Annotated in this window: 18 protein-coding genes; 12 read left to right on the top strand and 6 right to left on the bottom strand. The window is 39.1% G+C overall.

The window, feature by feature from the left end:
- The 4 genes from ESU54_RS17270 to ESU54_RS17255 form a co-directional block, all read right to left on the bottom strand.
- Positions 1-3,529: beta strand repeat-containing protein (locus ESU54_RS17270; RefSeq protein ID WP_146848181.1), on the bottom strand; the 3,529-nt coding region annotated here is incomplete at its 3' end.
- A gap of 62 nt (positions 3,530-3,591) precedes the next feature.
- Positions 3,592-4,104, bottom strand: coding sequence for a phage tail protein (locus ESU54_RS17265; protein ID WP_146848180.1), 513 nt, complete (start codon positions 4,102-4,104; stop codon positions 3,592-3,594).
- 45 nt (positions 4,105-4,149) lie between these two features.
- The gene (locus ESU54_RS17260) at positions 4,150-4,662 is read right to left on the bottom strand and encodes a phage tail protein (RefSeq protein WP_111846030.1); all 513 of its coding nucleotides are present in this window, start codon (positions 4,660-4,662) and stop codon (positions 4,150-4,152) included.
- A gap of 21 nt (positions 4,663-4,683) precedes the next feature.
- Positions 4,684-5,235, bottom strand: a complete 552-nt coding sequence (locus ESU54_RS17255) for a hypothetical protein (protein ID WP_111846029.1) — start codon at positions 5,233-5,235, stop codon at positions 4,684-4,686.
- A 196-nt stretch (positions 5,236-5,431) separates the two neighbouring features.
- On the opposite strand from ESU54_RS17255, the gene ESU54_RS17250 reads away from it, so the two are divergent.
- From ESU54_RS17250 to ESU54_RS17205, 11 genes are all read left to right on the top strand, one after another.
- Complete coding sequence (locus ESU54_RS17250) at positions 5,432-6,469, top strand: SAM-dependent methyltransferase (RefSeq protein WP_111846028.1); 1,038 nt, start codon at positions 5,432-5,434, stop codon at positions 6,467-6,469.
- A 130-nt stretch (positions 6,470-6,599) separates the two neighbouring features.
- The gene (locus ESU54_RS17245; protein ID WP_111846027.1) at positions 6,600-7,688 is read left to right on the top strand and encodes a sensor histidine kinase; all 1,089 of its coding nucleotides are present in this window, start codon (positions 6,600-6,602) and stop codon (positions 7,686-7,688) included.
- Positions 7,689-7,693: 5 nt separating this feature from the next.
- A complete protein-coding gene (locus tag ESU54_RS17240) occupies positions 7,694-9,007 on the top strand; it encodes a sigma-54-dependent transcriptional regulator (RefSeq protein ID WP_111846026.1) in 1,314 nt (437 codons plus the stop codon).
- Between the two features lie 298 nt (positions 9,008-9,305).
- The gene (locus ESU54_RS17905) at positions 9,306-9,479 is read left to right on the top strand and encodes a hypothetical protein (RefSeq protein WP_160113321.1); all 174 of its coding nucleotides are present in this window, start codon (positions 9,306-9,308) and stop codon (positions 9,477-9,479) included.
- Positions 9,480-9,492: 13 nt separating this feature from the next.
- A complete protein-coding gene (locus tag ESU54_RS17235) occupies positions 9,493-10,788 on the top strand; it encodes a Glu/Leu/Phe/Val family dehydrogenase (RefSeq protein ID WP_111846025.1) in 1,296 nt (431 codons plus the stop codon).
- A gap of 90 nt (positions 10,789-10,878) precedes the next feature.
- Positions 10,879-11,295 (top strand): GreA/GreB family elongation factor, encoded by a 417-nt coding sequence (locus ESU54_RS17230; protein ID WP_111846024.1) that lies wholly within the window; start codon positions 10,879-10,881, stop codon positions 11,293-11,295.
- A 31-nt stretch (positions 11,296-11,326) separates the two neighbouring features.
- Positions 11,327-11,707 carry a hypothetical protein gene (locus ESU54_RS17225; protein ID WP_111846023.1) on the top strand — a complete coding sequence of 127 codons (381 nt, stop codon included), beginning with the start codon at positions 11,327-11,329 and terminating at the stop codon, positions 11,705-11,707.
- A gap of 32 nt (positions 11,708-11,739) precedes the next feature.
- A complete protein-coding gene (locus tag ESU54_RS17220) occupies positions 11,740-12,873 on the top strand; it encodes an NAD(P) transhydrogenase subunit alpha (RefSeq protein ID WP_111846022.1) in 1,134 nt (377 codons plus the stop codon).
- A gap of 2 nt (positions 12,874-12,875) precedes the next feature.
- Positions 12,876-13,172 (top strand): NAD(P) transhydrogenase subunit alpha, encoded by a 297-nt coding sequence (locus ESU54_RS17215; RefSeq protein ID WP_111846021.1) that lies wholly within the window; start codon positions 12,876-12,878, stop codon positions 13,170-13,172.
- A gap of 132 nt (positions 13,173-13,304) precedes the next feature.
- On the top strand, positions 13,305-14,693 hold the full coding sequence (locus ESU54_RS17210; RefSeq protein WP_111846020.1) for an NAD(P)(+) transhydrogenase (Re/Si-specific) subunit beta: 1,389 nt from the start codon (positions 13,305-13,307) through the stop codon (positions 14,691-14,693).
- Between the two features lie 67 nt (positions 14,694-14,760).
- On the top strand, positions 14,761-17,214 hold the full coding sequence (locus ESU54_RS17205; RefSeq protein WP_111846019.1) for a T9SS type A sorting domain-containing protein: 2,454 nt from the start codon (positions 14,761-14,763) through the stop codon (positions 17,212-17,214).
- A gap of 18 nt (positions 17,215-17,232) precedes the next feature.
- On the opposite strand, the gene ESU54_RS17200 is transcribed toward ESU54_RS17205, so the two are convergent.
- A complete protein-coding gene (locus ESU54_RS17200) occupies positions 17,233-17,853 on the bottom strand; it encodes a hypothetical protein (RefSeq protein WP_146744055.1) in 621 nt (206 codons plus the stop codon).
- Between the two features lie 99 nt (positions 17,854-17,952).
- On the opposite strand from ESU54_RS17200, the gene ESU54_RS17195 reads away from it, so the two are divergent.
- Complete coding sequence (locus ESU54_RS17195) at positions 17,953-19,521, top strand: serine hydrolase (protein ID WP_111846017.1); 1,569 nt, start codon at positions 17,953-17,955, stop codon at positions 19,519-19,521.
- Positions 19,522-19,669: 148 nt separating this feature from the next.
- Here ESU54_RS17195 and ESU54_RS17190 read toward each other — a convergent pair whose 3' ends face one another.
- Positions 19,670-20,089, bottom strand: coding sequence for a hypothetical protein (locus ESU54_RS17190; RefSeq protein WP_111846016.1), 420 nt, complete (start codon positions 20,087-20,089; stop codon positions 19,670-19,672).
- Between the last annotated feature and the right edge of the window lie 282 nt (positions 20,090-20,371).

Genomic DNA, 20,371 nt, shown 5'->3' with positions numbered 1-20,371 from the left:
TAACATCCAGTTGGATCGTAAATGGTGCCGCACAGTTTGCAACTGGAGGTTCGGTATCCTCTACAGTCACAGAATCTGAAGCACTATTTGTACATCCATTAGCATCGCTAAAGGTATATGTCAATATGTGTGTTCCATTACCCGCAGCACCTGCATCGAATGTGTATGTCATACCATTTCCATCATCCGTAACACCAGGGCCACTATAAACACCTCCCATTGGAGTTCCTCCTCCTTGCCCAGTTAATACTGCACTCGGACAAACAGGGCTCATTGGCGCTGAAAATGTTACGGTTGGTAATGCATTTATTGTAACACTAACACTTGAACTATTTGGACAAGTTCCAGACGTTGTGTAAGTAACTGTGTATGCTCCAGGTGTACTGGCAGAGACATCAATCGTTCCTGTTCCAGCATTGATTGATAATCCTGCTCCTGAAGTGAAGGTTCCTCCACCTAATCCTGTAATGGTTGGTGTAGGATCTGCCGCATCTACACAATATGCAGCAGCACTGTAGTTAAACGAAGCATCATCCAAAGCATTTATAGTAACACTAACACTAGAACTATTCGTACAAACTCCAGCCGTTGTGTATGTAATCGTGTATGTTCCTGGTGTACTTGCAGATACATCAATCGTTCCTGTTGCAGCATTAATTGATAAGCCTGCTCCTGAAGTGAAAGTTCCTCCAGCTACACCGGTAATTGTTGGGGTAGGATCTGCCTCATCTGCACAATATGCAGCAGCACTGTAGTTAAACGATGCATCATCCAAAGCATTTATAGTAACACTAACACTAGAAATATTTGGACAAGTTCCAGACGTTGTGTAGGTAACTGTGTATGCTCCAGGTGTACTTGCAGATACATCAATCGTTCCTGTTGCAGCATTGATTGATAAGCCTGCTCCTGAAGTGAAAGTTCCTCCAGCTACACCAGTAATTGTTGGGGTAGGATCGGCAGCACTTACACAATAGGAAGCAGCACCGTAGTTAAACGAAGCATCATCCAAAGCGTTTATAGTAACACTCACCCCAGAACTATTTGTACAAGTTCCAGCTGTTGTATAAGTAACCGTGTATATTCCAGGTGTACTGGCGGACACATCAATCAATCCTGTTGCAGCATTAATTGATAAGCCTGCTGGTGCTGAAGTGAAAGTTCCTCCGCCTAAACCTGTAATTGTTGGGGTAGGATCGGCAGCACTTACACAATAGGAAGCAGCCCCGTAGTTAAACGAAGCGTCATCCAAAGCATTTATAGTAACACTAACAGAAGCAGCATTTGGACAAGTTCCAGCTGTTGTGTAAGTAACTGTGTATGTTCCAGGTGTACTGGCGGACACATCAATTGCTCCGGTTGAAGCATTAATTGATAAGCCTGCTCCTGAAGTGAAAGTTCCTCCACCTAAACCTGTAATGGTTGGGGTAGGATCTGTCTCATTTACACAATAGTTGGCAGCGTTGTAGTTAAATGAAGCATCATCCAAAGCATTTATAGTAACACTAACAGAAGCAGCATTTGGACAAGTTCCAGCTGTTGTGTATGTAATGGTATATGTTCCAGGTGTACTGGCGGACACATCAATTGCTCCGGTTGAAGCATTAATTGATAATCCTGCTCCTGAAGTGAAAGTTCCTCCACCTAAACCAGTAATGGTTGGGGTAGGATCTGCATCATTTGCACAATAGGAAGCAGCGCTGTAGTTAAACGAAGCGTCATCCAAAGCAAAGACTTCCACATCATCTGTTGCAGAATTTCCATTTTCTGTATAAGTTAATGTGTGTATTCCAACTCCCGCCGTAGCAGGGTCGAAACTGTAAGTCAAACCATTACCGTCATCGGTAACTCCTGGACCACTGTATACCCCACCAGTAGGTGTTCCTCCACCAAGACTAGTTTGCACTCCAGCATCAATACATAAATCAGCTGGAGCTGCAAATAAGGTAAGTATGACTGAATAACCACAACCAGAATTTGCAGTAGGTACGAATTCAGTGGCATCATTATTTACCCAATATTGAATGTCATTGATTATTGCCGAAATTTGAGCAGCAGTCCCAGTAATTGGAACTCCTCCAGGAACGGAAGAACAATCAAACTGCCAGTTATCAACCTCTGTTTCAGGAGCTCCTGCAACATAAAGTCTAATAGCGTTTACACCGTTGGTCAATTGATCTGGTAAAGACGTTGTTGTGCTTGAAGTATTTCCTCCGTCCCAATCGGTGTCGTTTGTAACCCCTGGGTCTACATTACTGTGAACTCCAGTAATAAAATTGGGGGAAGCCGCTGTGCCTTGATAAGCAAATAGCTGATCTCCAATGGAGGACAAAACACTACCAGCCATAAAACTACCTGGTAAGGTAACAATATCTCCTGCACTCATTGCAGAAGAAGCGTACCAAGTTGCACTCGCATCACCTCCTGCACCTGCACACGAAATTGTATTGGGGTTGGTAACACCGCAATCCGTAAATTTTATATTTGTCCCTGCAATTATATCTTTCAAAATTATAAAAGCAAAAGAATCAGTATCATCTAAATTAAAACCCACAAAAGCAATGTCGCCCGACGCTAATGTTGTGGAAGGTGGTTCGTTTATTGTTACAGGTATGGTACAACTTGCAGTATTTCCTGCTTCATCAGTAGCAGTTAAAACAACTGAATTAACACCAACACCAGCCATAGTTCCAGCTGTTGGAGATTGTGTAATCGTAATATTGGCAGGTATTGAAACATTATCTGTTGCTGTGGTTCCACTCACCAAATCTGGGATGGCGGCCATTCCGTTAGTTCCTGCTATGATAGGCGCAGGAGTAGGTGCGCATGAAATTACAGGTGGAGTGGTATCACCCCCTGTGCTAATTGTAAAAGTACATCCAGCTTCCAAGGCTGGATTATAAGCTACGCTTTGACTATCTACCCAATTTACTCTATTGTTTACAATTGCACGTATTTGAGCCGCAGTACCAGTAACGGGACCGCCTGCCAATGCACAGCTAAACTGCCAGTTATCTGACTCAGGAACCAATCTAACAGCCGTAGTTCCTGTAACCAAAGCATTTGGAAGTGCCGAAGTAGAATTGGTAGTTGCAGCACCGTCCCAGTTTGCATCATCCCCAGGGGCATCGTTAAACTGTAGTCCAGCTATAAATATAGGTGCTGCAGTTGATCCTTGAATGGCAAAAAGCTGATCCCCAATGGAGCTATAAGCAGCTGGGAATAAGGGACTCATATCTATTGTTACAACATCACCCGCGCTTCTAGCTGATCCAGAAGTCCAAGTAAATTCACCATCACCACTAATTGCAAAAAAACCAGTACCATCATTCCAACCCATATCAGTAAAAATTATAGTGGTTGCAGCATCAATATCCTTGAGAAGAACAAATGCTACTGTGTCATCAGCGTTGGTTGCTCCATCGGAATTACTTCCAACGAAAGCAATATCTCCGGCGGTTAATGTTGTTTGGCTATTACCTATATAGGTTACAAAAAGTAGGACGATTAATAGAGTAATTTTTTTCATAATTTTTAATTTTATTAAGTTCAATCTGGGGAGATTTTGTTATTAAAATAAGGGGGTTATTATTAATTTCTTGAAGGGAAAATACCTACTAATGCAATACAGTAGTTTATTACCAAATAAGGATTTTGTATGTTAAAGGGTATATTTCCTCCAGAATTTAAAGTTGAGTTGGGAGCCATTTGAACATCACTAGAGGTGCCAAAAGCGCTCGTTCCATCTCCAGCTATAAAAGCTCCACTCGGATTGTCGGTATTCCCTTCTTCCTTTGCACCAAGATTAATAACATGGTTGTGAGAAGGCATTTCAGTAACAATAAGGGTATGACTTTCGGAACCAGCTCTTTGTCCCATTGATACAGGACTTAGTCCCGGACCAGTTCCTTGATGCCGTCCAGATCTACCTCTAAGATCTGGCAATGCAAATGTGGTTCTACCATCACCGCCATACGTGGTTCCTAATAATGAAAAAAGAGCCGTGTTTTGACTAATAGCTAAAAGTTGGCCGTCACATTTAGCCCAGCCACGTGGCGCAAAATTAAATCCGAATGCTTGAATTTGTCCGAGAATTGGGTCCATAATATTTTAGTTTTAAATGAAATATTAAATTATATCGTTGAATAATTAATTTCTTGAAGGATAAAGTCCCTGTGTTGCAATACAGTAGTTTACTACCAAAAAAGGATTTTGAATATTAAAGGGTATATTTCCTCCAGAATTTAAAGTTGAATTGGTAGCCATTTGGACATCAGTGGAGGTTCCAAAAGAGCTTGTGCCATCTCCAGCTATAAAAGCACCACTCGGACTGTCGGTATTCCCTTCTTCTTTTGCGCCCAGGTTAATAACATGGTTGTGAGAAGGCATTTCAGGAACAGTAAGGGTATGGGTTTCAGAACCAGATCTTTGTCCAATAGTTACAGTGCTTAGCCCTGGACCAGTTCCTTGATGCCGTCCAGATCTACCTCTAAGGTCTGGTAGCGCAAATGTTGTTCTTCCATCGCCTCCATAAGTGGTTCCTAATAAGGAAAATAGCGCTGAGTTTGAACTAATAGCTAGAAGTGTGCCATCACATTTAGCCCAGCCACGTGGCGCGAAATTAAATCCGAATGCTTGAATCTGTCCGAGAATTGGGTCCATAATTTTTAAGTTTTAGAATGTTTATATTGATATATTGAATTGAACCGTTGATTGATTTAAAAAGTCTTCTTTTTTAGGAAACAATTTGTTTCCCAATTGCTGGTTTTTCTCCCAGTGAACGCCAGTAATGTGCGCTCCGGAACTATTTAAAATTAATTCTGTGAAAGTGGAATCTTCAGAATTTGAAACCTTGAAAAAAATTCGTGCACTTTTGCCTTCTTCTTTATTTGGAAAATCGGTTATAAACTCATATTTGCCTTCTTCATTAGTCTGAAGCTTTGCGCGATGTCTATATTTAGAAGAATTTGGAGAAAGATGCCAAACTTCTACAATTGCATTTTTTAAAGGAGTAATGCCGTCTTTTTCATAAATGATTCCTTTAACGGCAACTGAATTAGTATTGAAAATTCCAGCTCTTAAATCACTTTTTGTATTGGCGTATTGATTATAACCCAAATACGGAGATTCAGATGTTGTAAAAGCACTTGTTAATACGGGAGTTAATACAGCCAGTCCAGTTATGGCAAAAGCAGAATTTCGCATGAATAATCTGCGGGAAGTAGTGTTGTTCATAATTTGGTAGGTTAATGGTTTTAGAGCTTATAAATTTTTGAAAACAGACATTATTCTCAACTATTTTTTTAAAAAATAAACTTATAAAATATTCAATTCTGCAAGTTATGGTTTAACACTAAGACATCTATACGTAGTAACACGTAAATTTAATTATTCATTTTAACCATATATTAGCGGTGCCAAAAATTAAAATATGCCGACTAACGAGGTCAAAAAAAAACTAGCCAAAATCACTCAAACTTTAATTTCTGAAGAGGTTGATTCTGGTGTTTTGAAAAATTCCATTGAAGAACTAAAACTGCTTTTGGAAAGAGTTTCAGGACTAAACCAAAAGGGAGTCGTAAATTCTGAAAACATAGCTCTATTAGCTGGAAAAGCAATAGGCCCCAAATGGGCGGGAATGTGTCTTGAGGATACAACACGCACCCGTAAATTTATAACGGGGATACACAAAGCTATTCAAGAAGTTCTTATAAAGAATCCTAAAAAACCCGTCACCATTCTCTATGCAGGAACAGGTCCCTACGCAACATTAATTTTGCCCCTCCTTTCACTTTATAAACCTTCCGAACTACAACTAATTTTGCTAGAAGTAAATACCATTAGCATTGAAAATTTAAAAAAGATCATTAAAGGCTTTGACGCCTATGAATACATAAAAGCAATCTATCATTGCGACGCTTCAAATTTCATTATCCCTTCAGAATTTGATGCAGACATTCTTTTATTGGAATGTATGCAGCACGCACTACTTCGCGAACCACAAGTTGACATTACCTATAATCTATTGCCACAGTTAAAAAAAGAAGCTATTTTAATACCTGAAAAAATCTCACTCCATTTGGCGCTTATTGATACGGACAAGAAAAAGGAATATCTATCAATTGAAGATAATAAAAGTGAAAAGGATTATTATGAAAATTCTGAAGCCGTGTTCACCCTCAATAAAGCTGAAATACTTCAGAATAGTTTAAACTTTAAAAAAGAAAGCTTTCATTTTCCCGAAAAAGAAACGCACTTTTCCAAAGAACAACTCGGCAATTACGATTTCATTGCAGTTTCAACTGAAATAACAATCTTCAAAAATATTTCGTTGGAGATAGACGAAAGTGGTCTCACTGTACCGCTGCTTTTGGCAGATTTAAACTACGATCAAAATGTCATCGGTGCCAAAACACAATATATAATGGGAACGGATCCTGGGCTTGCGTCACAATTGGTAAGGTCTTAAAAACATATTTTTTTCTTTTTCTGAAAAAGTCCATGTCATTTAAATGTTCTGTTTCGCTTTTTACATCTGCCTTATTACTACACATAACCGTTATAATTTGATACCTTTGAAAAAAGATTGAACGGCTTTTATGACACTGGAAAGAAATCTTAAAGAACGCATTAAAGAGCTTACTTGTCTATACGAAGTTTCTTCCATCATCGTAAATAACGACTATAAAGAACTTGACAAAACACTGTATTCAATCGCGCTCAGTCTGCGCAAATCTTTACAATACAGTAAGTATGCAACCGTCGAAATTATCTCAGCCCCTTTTCACCTTATTTCTTCTACAATTCCGAAAAAAACTGTACTTATTGAAAGCAATATCAAAGTTTTTAACGAGCCCAAAGGATTCATCAAAATTCATTATCCCGCAGGAAAATTCACAAAAAAAGATTTTTTAACGGAAGAAAAGAAATTGTTGAAAAACGTTGCTATCAATGTTGGCGATTTGCTGGAACGCGTTGCCATTCGTGAAAACGAAGTGGTAATGAAACGCAAAATGGAGCACGCAGACCGTTTGAGCATTCTCGGTGAAATAACCGCCGGAATAGCTCACGAGCTAAACACACCGCTTGCAAATATTTTGGGCTTCGCCGAACTGCTGAAAAGCAAGGAAACTGATAATACACAAAACACTCAAGACCTCAATAAAATAATCAACAGTGCCATTTTCTCTCGGGAAGTGGTGAAAAAACTGATGTTCTTTGCCTGCGAAATGCCTCAGAACTTAGGTCAGACAGACATCGTTCCCGTAATAAACGAAGCGGTGAATTTGCTAGACCCAACCTTTAAAAAGAACGAAGTAAAATACAAAGTAAATCTTCCAAAAGGTGAAGTTTTGATGAAGGCTGACACCATACAGTTGACGCAAGTAATCTTCAATTTGGTGCTAAATGCAATTTATTTTTCACCCAAAAATGGTTTGATTAAAATTACCTTGGAAGAAACAAAAAAGAAAATTACACTTAAAATTTCAGATGAAGGTCCGGGAATTTCCGCTGAAAATGTTGAGAAAATATTTCAGCCTTTTTTTACTACCAAAGCTGTGGGAGATGGCTCTGGATTAGGACTTAGCGTAGTGCACGGAATTATACGCAGCCACCGTGGAACTATAGATTACCAACCAAATAATCCTACGGGTGCCATTTTTATTATTACTTTTCCGAAACAATAAAACCGATGCTTAAAAAGGAAAACATACTAATAGTAGATGACGACATCAACATTCTGGAACTTCTCCAGCGACACCTGCATTCGCTCGACTATCACACGTACAAAGCCGTTTCGGTAAAAGAAGCCGTTGCCATTCTGCGCGATACTGAAATAGATTTATTGATAACCGACCTGAAAATGCCCGAAGTTGATGGCTTTCAACTCATTCAGTTTGCTTCAGAACATTACCCAAATATGCCAAAATTGGTTGTAACAGGCTATCCTTCGGTACAAGATGCGCTTTCTGCAATAAAATCTGGCGTAGTGGATTATTTAGTGAAGCCATTTACAAAAGAAGAATTAAAACAGGGCGTTCTAAAATCGCTTTCTACAAAAAAGAAGAGACAAGGTTCAATTGAAACTTCAGAAACAAAAAAATACAACGAAATAATTGGGGAAAGTGAAGCCATTAAAAACGTAACCCAAATAATTGACCGCGTTAAAGACAATAAAGCCACCATTTTTATCAGTGGCGAAAGCGGTACTGGAAAAGAACTTGTGGCGCGTTCTATTCACTATAACGGCAAGTTTTCGAGAGCGCCATTTATTGCGGTGAACTGCGGTGGTATTCCTGAAAATCTTCTGGAATCGGAACTTTTTGGATATGTTAAAGGCGCCTTCACCGGAGCCAATGATAACCGCGAAGGCTTTTTCCAGGCAGCAAATGGCGGTACCATTTTTTTGGATGAAATAGGCAATGCTTCCCTGGCTGTACAATCGCGACTATTGCGGGTTCTGCAGGAAAAAGAGGTGATGAAAGTTGGCGGACGAAAAACTGAAAAAATAGACGTTCGTGTAATTGCAGCCACAAATAGCAACTTACCGGAAATGATTGCAAAGGAAACATTTCGGGAAGACCTTTTTTATAGATTAACAGTCGTGGAAATAAATGTTCCTCCACTGCGGGAGCGAAAGGAAGACATTCCATTGTTGGCCGACAAATTTCTCTTCAAATACGGCAATGAATACAAAGACCGCTATATTACCATAGACCCTGAGGCCCAAGCGCTTTTGCAGCGTTACGAATGGCCCGGTAACATTCGCGAACTGGAAAACGTGGTTCAGCGTGCCGTAATTATGTGTGACCGCTCCATAGGTGTAAAAGATTTGCCCGAAACCTTAAAATACCAAATTGATTTTCCAGAGGATGATCTGCTTCCTTTAAAGGAAATGGAGAAAAAGTACATCCAAAAAGTACTAGCGGCTACCGACAACAACCAAACGAAGGCAGCAGAAATTCTAAAGATTGACCGCAAAACCCTTCGCGGGAAAATTAGTTGATTTGATAATTTGAAGATTCGTTAATTCGAAGTTGTGCTTTTTACTGGCTCCTTCCCCTTTCCTAAACCCCAAAAATCCAAATACACATCTTTGGAATTTGGAATTTTTTTCATTTTTGGAATTTGAATTTGTTGAGTAATTTCTCCCCACTGCGGAAAATATACCCCAACTACTTCTTCTTACACCTTTCTTCTTAAAGGCTTTAATTTATTGTCTATCAGATGATTGCGCGTTGTTTAAAAATAATTTCTTTTGATGGCACACAGCTTGCTAATAGGAATGGCAAACAATAGTACCTATGATTAATAACCCTACAAACCTTTGTTCTGAATGTGCACACGCTGCTTATTGCGTGCTAACGCACAATCATTCAGCGGTGTTTTCCTGTAGTGAGTTCGACGAACTGCAACACCGCACCCCTGAACCTTTACTGAAAATAAATAAAAGAATGCCAGAAATGGCAACTATTTAAAACAATTATTAAAATGACAAACACACAAACCGTGGAGAAACAGCAAGCTGTTAAAAGAGGAATGTTGGACAACGTGTTGGAGCAATTCAACAGCGCTGCAGACAAAATAAATCTGAACCCAAACGTTCGCAAAATTCTTAGCATCACAAACACTGAAATCATTATTCACTTCCCAGTTCGTATGGACAATGGCGAAGTGGAAATATTTACAGGTTACCGGGTGCAGCACAATAACGCGCTTGGGCCATACAAAGGTGGGCTTCGCTATCACCCAACCGTAGATATTGACGCTGCGCGTGCTTTGGCAATGTGGATGACTTGGAAAACATCTTTGGCAGGATTGCCTTACGGAGGTGCAAAAGGAGGAATCCAGATTGACCCTTCAAAATATTCAAAAGGAGAATTGGAGCGCATTACGCGTAGATTCACTTATGCTTTAGGTGAAAATATTGGTCCAGAGCACGATATTCCCGCTCCAGACGTGAACACCAATGACCAAACAATGGCTTGGATTGCAGATACTTATATGAGTACTAAAAGTACTAGTGAGCGTTCTAAAAACCAACACGTAGTTACAGGAAAACCTGTAGGTAGCGGCGGTTTGGAAGGTCGTGACCGTGCCACTGGCTACGGTGTATTTTTGACAATTAAATTTTGGGCTGAAAAGAATAACGAAAGCCTAAAAGGAAAAACATTTATCGTGCAAGGTTTTGGTAATGTAGGCTATTGGGCTGCTCATTTCCTTGAAAACGAAGGCGCAAAAATGGTAGGTGTACAAGATGCCTTCGGAAGTGTTCAAAACAAAGAAGGAATTACGGTTGAAGATCTTTTCAATTACGGAAAAGCTAACAATGGAAGCATCGTAGATTTTCCAGAAGCTACCGCTATGGATGGGAAAAATTTCTTTGGCTTGGATTGCGACATTTGCATACCAGCAGCTTTGGGCAACCAGATTACAAAAGAAAATGCACATTCAATAAAAGCAAACTTAATAGCTGAAGGAGCCAATGGCCCAACAGATATTGAAGGCGAAAAAATACTTATTGAGCGTGGCATCACTATTATTCCAGACATTATGTGCAACTCCGGTGGCGTAATAGGAAGTTATTTTGAATGGCTTCAGAACCGTAACGGCGAGCTTTGGCAAATGGATGAAATTTTGGAGAAACTGGAGAAAAAACTTCGTTCTACCTTCAAAAAAGTTACAGCCTATTCCGAAGAAAATGGAATAGATATGCGTACGGCTGCTTTTGCCATTGCCATTGAGCGTATTGAAAAAGCATACATCCTAAGAGGTATATTTCCTTAATTAATTTGAATCCTTAAAGATGGGACATCTCTCCTCAGTTGTCTTAAAAGGCAGCGATGTCCCATCTTTTTTAATACTGAAATAGAAACCATGAAATATGGAAATTTGATATTAGAGAAAAAAGAATACGTTTTTTTGAAGCGTTTACTAAACGTTACAGGCTATTATAAAGACGAAAACACCAAGGTTTCTCTTAAAAAACTAAGCGGAGAGCTAACCAGTGCAATCATTTATGACCACGAAGAAATGCCAGCAGATGTAATTCGCTTCAACAGTGTGGTTACAGTTCAGTCTGGAACTTGGCAAACAGAATTTCAGTTGGTAATTCCTACTGACCGCGATATTGCGGCAAACAAGATTTCCATTTTAGCCCCTATGGGATCGGCAGTTATGGGGTATGCCGAAGGCGATTCCATAATATGGAACTTTCCTAATGGCACTAAAGAACTACAGATTACCCGCGTTAGGCAGGCTGAAAAACCTATTGATATTGACGTACTATTATAGTATTTATCATTAACAATTTTTATTTAACATCATGCAGATTTACGATCACGATTCCCCAGAAGCAATAACTTTTAAAAATAGTTCCATCGAATTGGAAAATTGGATTGAGCATCTCAATTATATCGAAAAAGAGATAAACAATCTATTGAAACTTGGAAAGATGGAACTTTCGGAAATCTTTGACTCTAAAGCCATACTCGATAAATTGGTCCATGAAAAAGAAATAAACACCACTGCTATTAATACCTTTTTAAAATATAAAGAAAGTTTGCCGAAAGCTGCAGAGTGCGAAGATGTTGACTGCGATATGTTTTATATAACAGAACACGAAAAGTTCAGAAAAACCTATTTGGCGCATTTAAAAAAATACAGAGAAGTTAAAGAAGAATACTTCAATGTTCTAAGCAAATAGTCTATAAAAGAAAGCAATTTCAATAAAAATTTATGAGCGAACAGCCACAGCCAAAGACAATAGGAATTCTTAAAACCCCAAACGATCCGAGGGTTTGTTTGTTACCCAAAGAAGTTAAAAGACTTACCGGGGAGTTAGCGCTCAACATTCTTTTTGAGCCCGGGCTGGGTAGTTCGCTAGAAATTGAAGATGACGAATACGTGCAAGCTGGCGCCACATGCCAATCTCGAGAATCAATTTTTATAAATTCGGATACCATCGTATCCATTAACCATACTTTTAGCGAAGTGGAAATGAAGGGGGGTTGTTGCTTCATTGGTATTTTCAACCCCCTCTTTCATGATTCTAAACTCGCTATTTATCAAAAACACGGCGCTACCGTTTTCAGTTTAGACCTTTTGCCCAGAACCACCTTGGCGCAGTCTATGGATGTGCTTTCATCCATGGCTTCTTTAGCAGGATACAGGTCTGTAATTAAAGCTTCGGAATTGTATAACGGGGTGTTTCCCATGTTCACAACAGCTGCGGGAACATTAACTCCCGTCAAGATTTTGGTTTTAGGAGCTGGCGTATCAGGTCTACAAGCCATTGCAACTGCCCGTCGTTTAGGTGCGATAGTAAAAGCTTTTGACGTTCGAAAATCTGCTGGAGAAGAAGTAAGAAGCCTTGGCGCAACCTTTATTGAAGTAGAAGGCTATGCCGAATCTTCAAATGCAGGAGGCTATGCGGTGGAACAAAGTGAAGCATACCAAAAAAAGCAGAAAGAGTTGATCCACAATCATATTCTAACGGCAAACATAGTTATCAGTACCGCAAATATTCCCGGAAGAAAAGCACCCCTACTCATTGAAACACGCTCTGTGGAAGCGATGCAACCTGGCAGTGTCATCATTGACCTAGCAGCCGAACAAGGCGGAAACTGCGAACTTTCAAGAAACAAGGTAACAATAAAGCACAGTGGAGTTACTATTTTAGGAAACTCAAGCCTTTCGGCTGAAATACCCGCTGCCGCTTCAAAATTGCTTTCAAATAATTATTTCGCGTTTTTAAAATATAAGCAAAAAGCAGAAAGCCAAGACGATGATCCATTGCTAACCGCTTCCCAAATAATGTATGAAGGCGAATGGACGCATCCACATTTCACCAAACAACTACAACCAGCTTAACTATGGATTTCATAAATCAACACATCCAAGAAATTTATTTTGTTATTTTCTGTGTCTTCATTGGTATAGAAGTAATCTCCAATGTTCCCGCTATTTTACACACACCGCTTATGAGTGGCGCTAATGCCATAAGCGGCGTTATTTTGGTTGGTGCAATCATTGTAATGCTTCGGGTGCCGGAAGACGATTACCTAAACCTCACTTTAGGGGGAATCGCTGTTTTTCTTGGCACTCTTAATATTTCCGGAGGATTTTTTGTTACGGGCCGAATGCTGAAAATGTTCAGTCCAAAAAAATAATCTCTCAGGTTATTAACTCAATTTTGAAAGACATAAACATAAGGTCCCTCAAACAGAAAGTATGCCTTATGTTTTAGTCTTTTTTTAAATGTTTCTATTTCTAATAAAAATACAACTTCAGAATAAAAAACCATGTACGCAATCATCGAAGTAGGTTATTTAATTGCCACACTTTCCTTTTTGGGAGGACTGAAATTTATGAGTTCCCCAAAAAAAGCAAAAACGGGAAATTTAATAGCAGCTATGGGAATGGTCCTTGCCGTGGTACTCACCTTTGTAGCCGCTCTAACGGCAACCGTTCCTTATACCAATCTAATAATTATGCTTTTGGCAATTGCCATTGGAACTGTTATTGGCAAACGTCTTTCAGACAAAGTTGAAATGACCGGAATGCCACAGTTGGTTTCCTTGTTCAACGCAACAGGTGGTGGCTGCGCAATGCTTTTGGGATTGATGGAAGCCAATCAAATGGATCCTGCGACCACTATTCTCGGCAACAAAATACTTCTTATTGCAGGTTTAATTACCGGTGCTGTTGCCTTAACGGGAAGTATAATCGCAGAGCAAAAACTGGCTGGAAAAGTGAAAGACAGACGCAGCAAAACCGTGATCTTTTCAGCAAGAATACTTTTAGGGTTGATGCTAGTATTGCCCGTGCTTTATTTCTTCGGAATAATTCCAATCAGTTTTATTGCCTTTATGTATGTTTTGGCAACAATCGCAATGATTTATGGTGTGCTTTTCGTATTGCCCATTGGTGGTGCAGATATGCCAGTGGTTATTTCACTTTTGAATAGTATTACAGGTATTGCCACAGCCTTTGCAGGTTTTGTTTACGGAAACAAGGCAATGATAGCAGGAGGTATTTTTGTGGGTGCCGCAGGAATTTTGCTAACGCTTTTGATGTGCAAAGCTATGAACCGTTCCTTGCTAAAAGTACTTGCTGGAACTTTTAAAAAGAGTAAAAACGGCGCAGTAGAGGAAGAACAGGATATAAAGGAAATCAGCATTTCAGAAACCGCTTTATCGCTTTCTTATGCACAAAAAGTAGCGATTGTACCAGGCTATGGCCTTGCAGTGGCGCAGGCGCAACACGTTTGCGGACAACTTCAGCAATTGTTGGAAAAACGCAATGTTGAGGTAGATTACATAATCCATCCCGTTGCAGGCCGTATGCCCGGGCATATGAACGTTCTTCTTGCTGAAGCAAATGTGGAATATTCCCGTTTAAAGGAAATGGATGAAGGCAACGAAAACATGGAACAATACGATACAGTCTTAGTTTTGGGCGCAAACGACGTAGTAAACCCTGCCGCAGAAGATAATCCCGACAGCCCTGTTTACGGGATGCCAATAATCCGAGTTTACGAAAGCAAGCAAGTAATTGTTATTAAACGAAGTATGAACAAAGGCTACGCCGGAGTACAAAACGACCTGTTTGGATTGGACAATTGTAGTATTCTTTTTGGTGATGCGAAAGCTTCTTTGCAGGAAATTGTGAATCAGTTGAAGTTGATTTAGCCCATTGTGGTTTATCATTTTTCTTTCAACAGAATTTTGATATATTGCTCATCAATAAATGTAACCCATGAAAAAGATATTATTCACCACAATAGTTGTCTTTGCTTTTTTCTCTCAAGCCAATGCACAGGTAGGTTTTCAACCTCATACCATAATAGACCAAGGAAACACCAATGGCCCACGGGCTGTTTTTTCTGCCGATCTGGATGGCGACGGACTTTTAGATGTGGTTTCCACTTCAGAATATGATAAGAAAGTTGCGTGGTATAAAAATGATGGAGCAGGAAATTTAGGAGCACAACAAATTATTTCTTTAAATGAAGTTGCCCCTTCCTCCGGAAATGCTGCAGATATTGATGGAGACGGAATTATGGATATTCTGGTGGGTTCTACAGATATCAATAAAGCAGTTTGGTTTAAGAATAATGGTTCCGCCAGCTTTGGCCCACCACAACTAATAACCACTAGTGGCGATGGAATAACTAACGCTATTGCTGAAGACCTTGACGGTGACGGCGATTTGGACGTGATTGTAACATCTTTTAGAGATGATAAAGTCTCTTGGTATGAAAACATAAACGGAGCTGGTGCTTTTGGTCCAGAAAATATAATTTCAACTAGCTTAGACTTTGCACGAAAGATTGCAGCGTCAGACCTTGATGGCGATGGCGATTTAGATTTATTATCAATATCGTTTTATGGTCATAAAGTGGTTTGGTACGAAAACCTAGATGGGCAAGGAACTTTTAGTAATGAACATATTGTTGATAACGATATTTCAAGAGAATCTTCAATTTATGGGTTTGATGTAGACGCAGATGGCGATAACGATATTGTAACAAATAAAAGTGGAAATGCGGGTATTGTTTATTACGAGAACCTAAATGGGCAAGGTAATTTTTCAGCAGCAAGAATTATAACTACAGATGATGCCGGTAGTTTTGTTATTGATGATATTGACTTAGATGGAGATATGGATCTTGTCTCTACAGTTGGAAATTTAGAAATAGCTTGGTACGAAAACACAAATGGACAAGGTAATTTTGGAAACAAACAAACGCTTGCATCCACTGATAGAGGAGGATATTATATCTTAAATATGGCAGATATAAATAACAATGGAAGGCTGGATATACTTACAGCTAACTTTTATAAGGACAAAATAGCATGGTATCCAAGCGATAATGGACAAGTAACTTATCAGGGTGAAATCATTTTAAGTACTATTCACGCTGCACAAGGCGTTTATGACGTACATGCCGCTGACGTTGATGGCGATGGGTTTTTAGATGCAGTTTCAACAAACGTTGATGCAGAAACTATTACTTGGTTTAAAAACACAAACGGACAAGGCAATTTTGGCCCCGCACAGATTATAGGTGAAAATATTTTATACGGACAATCAATTTATCCCGCAGATCTGGACGGAGATGGAGATATAGATATTATATCTTCGTCCGATCCTAATGGATATGCAAGTTGGTATAAAAACACAGATGGCTTGGGCAATTTTACAATACAATCTTTTCCAGCTAACACTGAAACCAGCACATTTGTATATGCAGACGATTTAGATGGCGATGGTGACATGGATGTTATTATAGGTGGGTCTTTTGATTCTGGGATTTTCTGGTTAGAAAATTTAAATAGTTTAGGCAGTTTTAGTCAGCCTAAAATAGTAGAAGAAGATCTGGGTTATACAGAAGCCATTTACACGGCAGATCTTGACGGCGATGGAGATTTGGATATAACAACGGCAGTATATAATGATGACTTTTTTGCATGGTATGAAAACTTGGATGGACAAGGAAATTTTGGACCTCGGATCATTATTGAAGCGAATGTAAATGGGTCGTTCTCACTTTATCCCTCAGATCTGGATGGCGATGGAGACATGGATATTATTGGTTCCGTAATACATGAAGATTTGGTGGTTTGGTATGAAAATACAGATGGCCAAGCAACTTTTAGTACTCGCAAAATACTTGCAGAAAATATTCCAGCGGCAGAGCGAATTAAGACTTTTGATGCCGACCAAGATGGCGATCTTGATATACTTATTTCAGATTTTGTAGAGCGAACTTATTCTTGGTTCGAAAATACAGATGGTTTAGGAACATTGGGGCAAAGACACATCTTAGATTCAAACATTAATGGTGCATTAGGTAATGCTACAGGGGATTTTGACGGAAATGGCAAAATAGATATATTAACGGGTTCTTTGCGAAGCGATTCCATAAAATGGTACGAAAACCTAGGGCCTTTGGGCGTGGAAGAAAATACTTACAATACCATTGCGCTTTATCCTATTCCATCGAGCGATGTTCTGAACATTAAAAGTACTTCAACAATTGTAGAAGTTATTGTTTATAATGAATTAGGGCAGCGTCTTTTGAATATTGAAAATAAAGAGGGTATAAATTCCTTGAATATTGCGGCCCTTTCCAATGGAATTTATTTTATTAGGCTGAAAGATTTCGACCAAAACAACGTTACAAAGAAATTTATTAAACAAGAGTAAAGACGCCACGTAAAAAAGCTACTCAAAACTATTAAGACAAACTTCAAGTATTTCCAAATCTAGGAAGTCATACTCAAAAATGGCGTTATTAGTAAAGAAAAGACAGTTAATTTTTTCGCCTACAAAACGCTCGCCCCATAACTCTTTAAAAATAGCTCTAAAGGCATTATCCAATTTGTCATCATCCACTTCTGCAAGGTTCAAAGGAAGTAATATTAAAAGATCGAAAATACCCTTTTCAGGATCCCAGGAATAAACCGTAAAACGAATATCTTTTGGCGTTATGCTAAAGTCGTCAGATTTAAATGGTTCAGACATTATATTTGGGTCCGTTTCAATTTGGCCCGCTACCAAAGCTTTGATCTCCCAATGTTCAATTTCGGGCGCCATGTCTACCAAACGATTCACATATAACAGCAAATCCATTTTGCCAGAACACGATATGGTTAAAACATATTTTTTGTTCGTGTTCTTTCCTAAAATTGAAGCAATTGGGCTAAGACCAAGACAATAATCATCCAGCTGTGCACATAGGTATGAAAAGGTCCTGGATTTTTTTTCTTCCCCCATAAAATCCATATCGAGGCGAAGGCTTTCCTCAAAGTCCTTGAAGTCATCCCAAAATTCCTTTGCTGTCATAACAAACATTTTTAGGGTCGCAATCTTTGTGAATGATTAGCTATCCTAAATTTAAGAAAAAGATTTAATACCTTTAAACTCCAATTATAAATTCTATACATGAGAACTTTTTCTGCCAAAATTGCAATCCTTTCCGTTCTACTTCTATCCTTTAATTTTTCAGTCAATGCGCAAGCTTTAACCGGGCCACAGATTGACAGCTTGGTTCAAAAAACAATGAAAACCTTTGACGTTCCCGGAATGGCGGTAGCGGTTTTGAAGGATGGCAAGATTTATCATAAAAACACTTACGGCGTCCGCTCGCTAAAAACAAATGCCACAGTAAATGAAAACACACTTTTTGGTGTGGCCTCAAACACCAAAGCTTTTACCACAGCTGCTTTGGGGCAACTAATTGACCAAGGAAAACTTACGTGGGATACGAAAGTGACTGACATTATTCCAGAGTTTAAACTTAACGATGCCTACGTTACCAACGAATTCACGGTGCGCGATCTTATTACGCACAGAAGCGGTTTGGGGCTTGGCGCTGGCGATTTGATGGTTTTTCCCGCAAATAATACAACTACTAAAGCCGAAATGATCCACAACCTTCGGTATTTGAAACCTGTTTCCTCTTTCCGAAGTAAGTTTGATTATGACAACTTGCTTTATATTGTTGCTGGCGAAGTAATAGCGCGGGTTTCGGGGAAAGCCTATGACGATTATATTTCAGAAAACTTTTTTAAACCATTGGGAATGAACCGTTCCTTTCTTTCCATTCCTGAAATTAAAGCAGATGCAAACAGAATTGACGGCCACGCCCCTGTAAATGGAAAGTTAGAATTAACGGCAGACACTTTCACTCAAATCGCTACTCCAGCCGGTGGAATTTTTGCCTCCATTAACGATATGAGCACTTGGGTTGAGGCGCAATTGAACGATGGAAAATATGGTGAAAATTTAAAGAACAGCCTTTTCAGCGAAAAAGTGCATAACGAAATGTGGACACCACAAACTATTTTAAGAAGTGGAAAAGGTCCTTACAACACACACTTTTCAGCCTATGGTCTCGGCTGGTTTTTAAGTGATGTAAACGGTTATTTTCAAGTGACCCACACGGGTGGACTGAATGGTATTGTTAGTCAAGTAACCCTTATTCCAGAAATGGATTTGGGTATTATCGTGCTTACCAACCAACAGAGCGGTTCTGCATTTACTGCAATTACCAATTCTATTAAAGATGCCTATTTCGGGATAAAAGGCGAAGACAGGATCAAGCAGTATAACGACCGTCGTTTAGCTGGTGAAAAGGAAGAGGACAGTATCGTTTCGGCAGTTGAAAAAAGCATTGCAGCGCAACTTAAAAGCAAAACGCCAAAACCCAACCCTGCAGATTATACGGGCACTTATAAAGACGTTTGGTTTGGTAACGTAGCTATCAGCAATCTAAACGGAAACATTCTATTTAAGGCCGAAAAATCTCTAGACTTAACTGGAACAATGACTTTTTATAAAGGAACCACCTATGTGGTGCGCTGGAACGACACTTCATTAAAAGCAGATGCTTTTGTTACTTTCAGTTTGGACACCGAAGGCAAAGCCAATGGTTTTACAATGAGCCCAATTTCGCCATTGACGGATTTTAGTTATGATTTTCAGGATTTGGAGTTTGGGAGAGTGAATTGAGGAATACAAATTATGTTCAACAGTTCGATTATGGTTTCGGCGTGGAATCGTCCACAGAACTATTCCGCAATAAATCAAGCTAGTAAAAGATATAAACTTTTGAAATAAGATGGAAGCCACGCTGAATTATAGCCATTTTTGTGCAACATTATTTTTTATACAACTCTTCAATTATTGAGTAATTTCCATTTACAAAATATTCGAGATACTTTAACGATTTGTCTAAGCTAAATGACCAAACATCATCAACTACCATTTTTTCTGTCTCTCCAAATATGCCAAAAAGCACTTTTACTTTTTTAGGGCGATTATACCACAATGAAAAACTCAAATCCTGCTTTTCATCATAATTAGCGGTCAAACAAAAACTTCTTTTGTTTTCTATACAAGTGAAATCTAATGAAGGACTATAGTGAACTTTATGCTGGTCTAATGAATCTGATAAAATTAATTGATCAAGCCATGGATAGTTTTTCGCAATGTTTAATACTTCATTTCCTGAGATTTGATGATTCCGATATTCAATTTTTTCTTTGTTTGGATGGCAAATCGAATATTTGTATGTCATAATTTATTCATTAAGGAGTTTTGTAGATAATATTCCAACGGTCTCGGCTATTAGTAGTTGCGTGGTTTAGCGTTTAATTTAGCAAGTACATACCAAACTGAAAATCCGCGAGGATTTTCAGAAGTATGAGAGAACAAGCAATTACTTATAGCCATTGTGCCTGTTGCACAAGTTAGCAATTTTCCTTAATTTCATGGTATGCAAGGAAAAAAGATCTACCAAGAAAAGCTCTTCAACGATTTCCGTTTGAGCGAGCGCGTTCCAGAGCACAATTTTTACCGC

This window comes from Aequorivita antarctica (genome assembly GCF_007997155.1).
Lineage (GTDB): Bacteria > Bacteroidota > Bacteroidia > Flavobacteriales > Flavobacteriaceae > Aequorivita > Aequorivita antarctica.
This window is presented reverse-complemented; position numbering and strand designations above follow the sequence as displayed.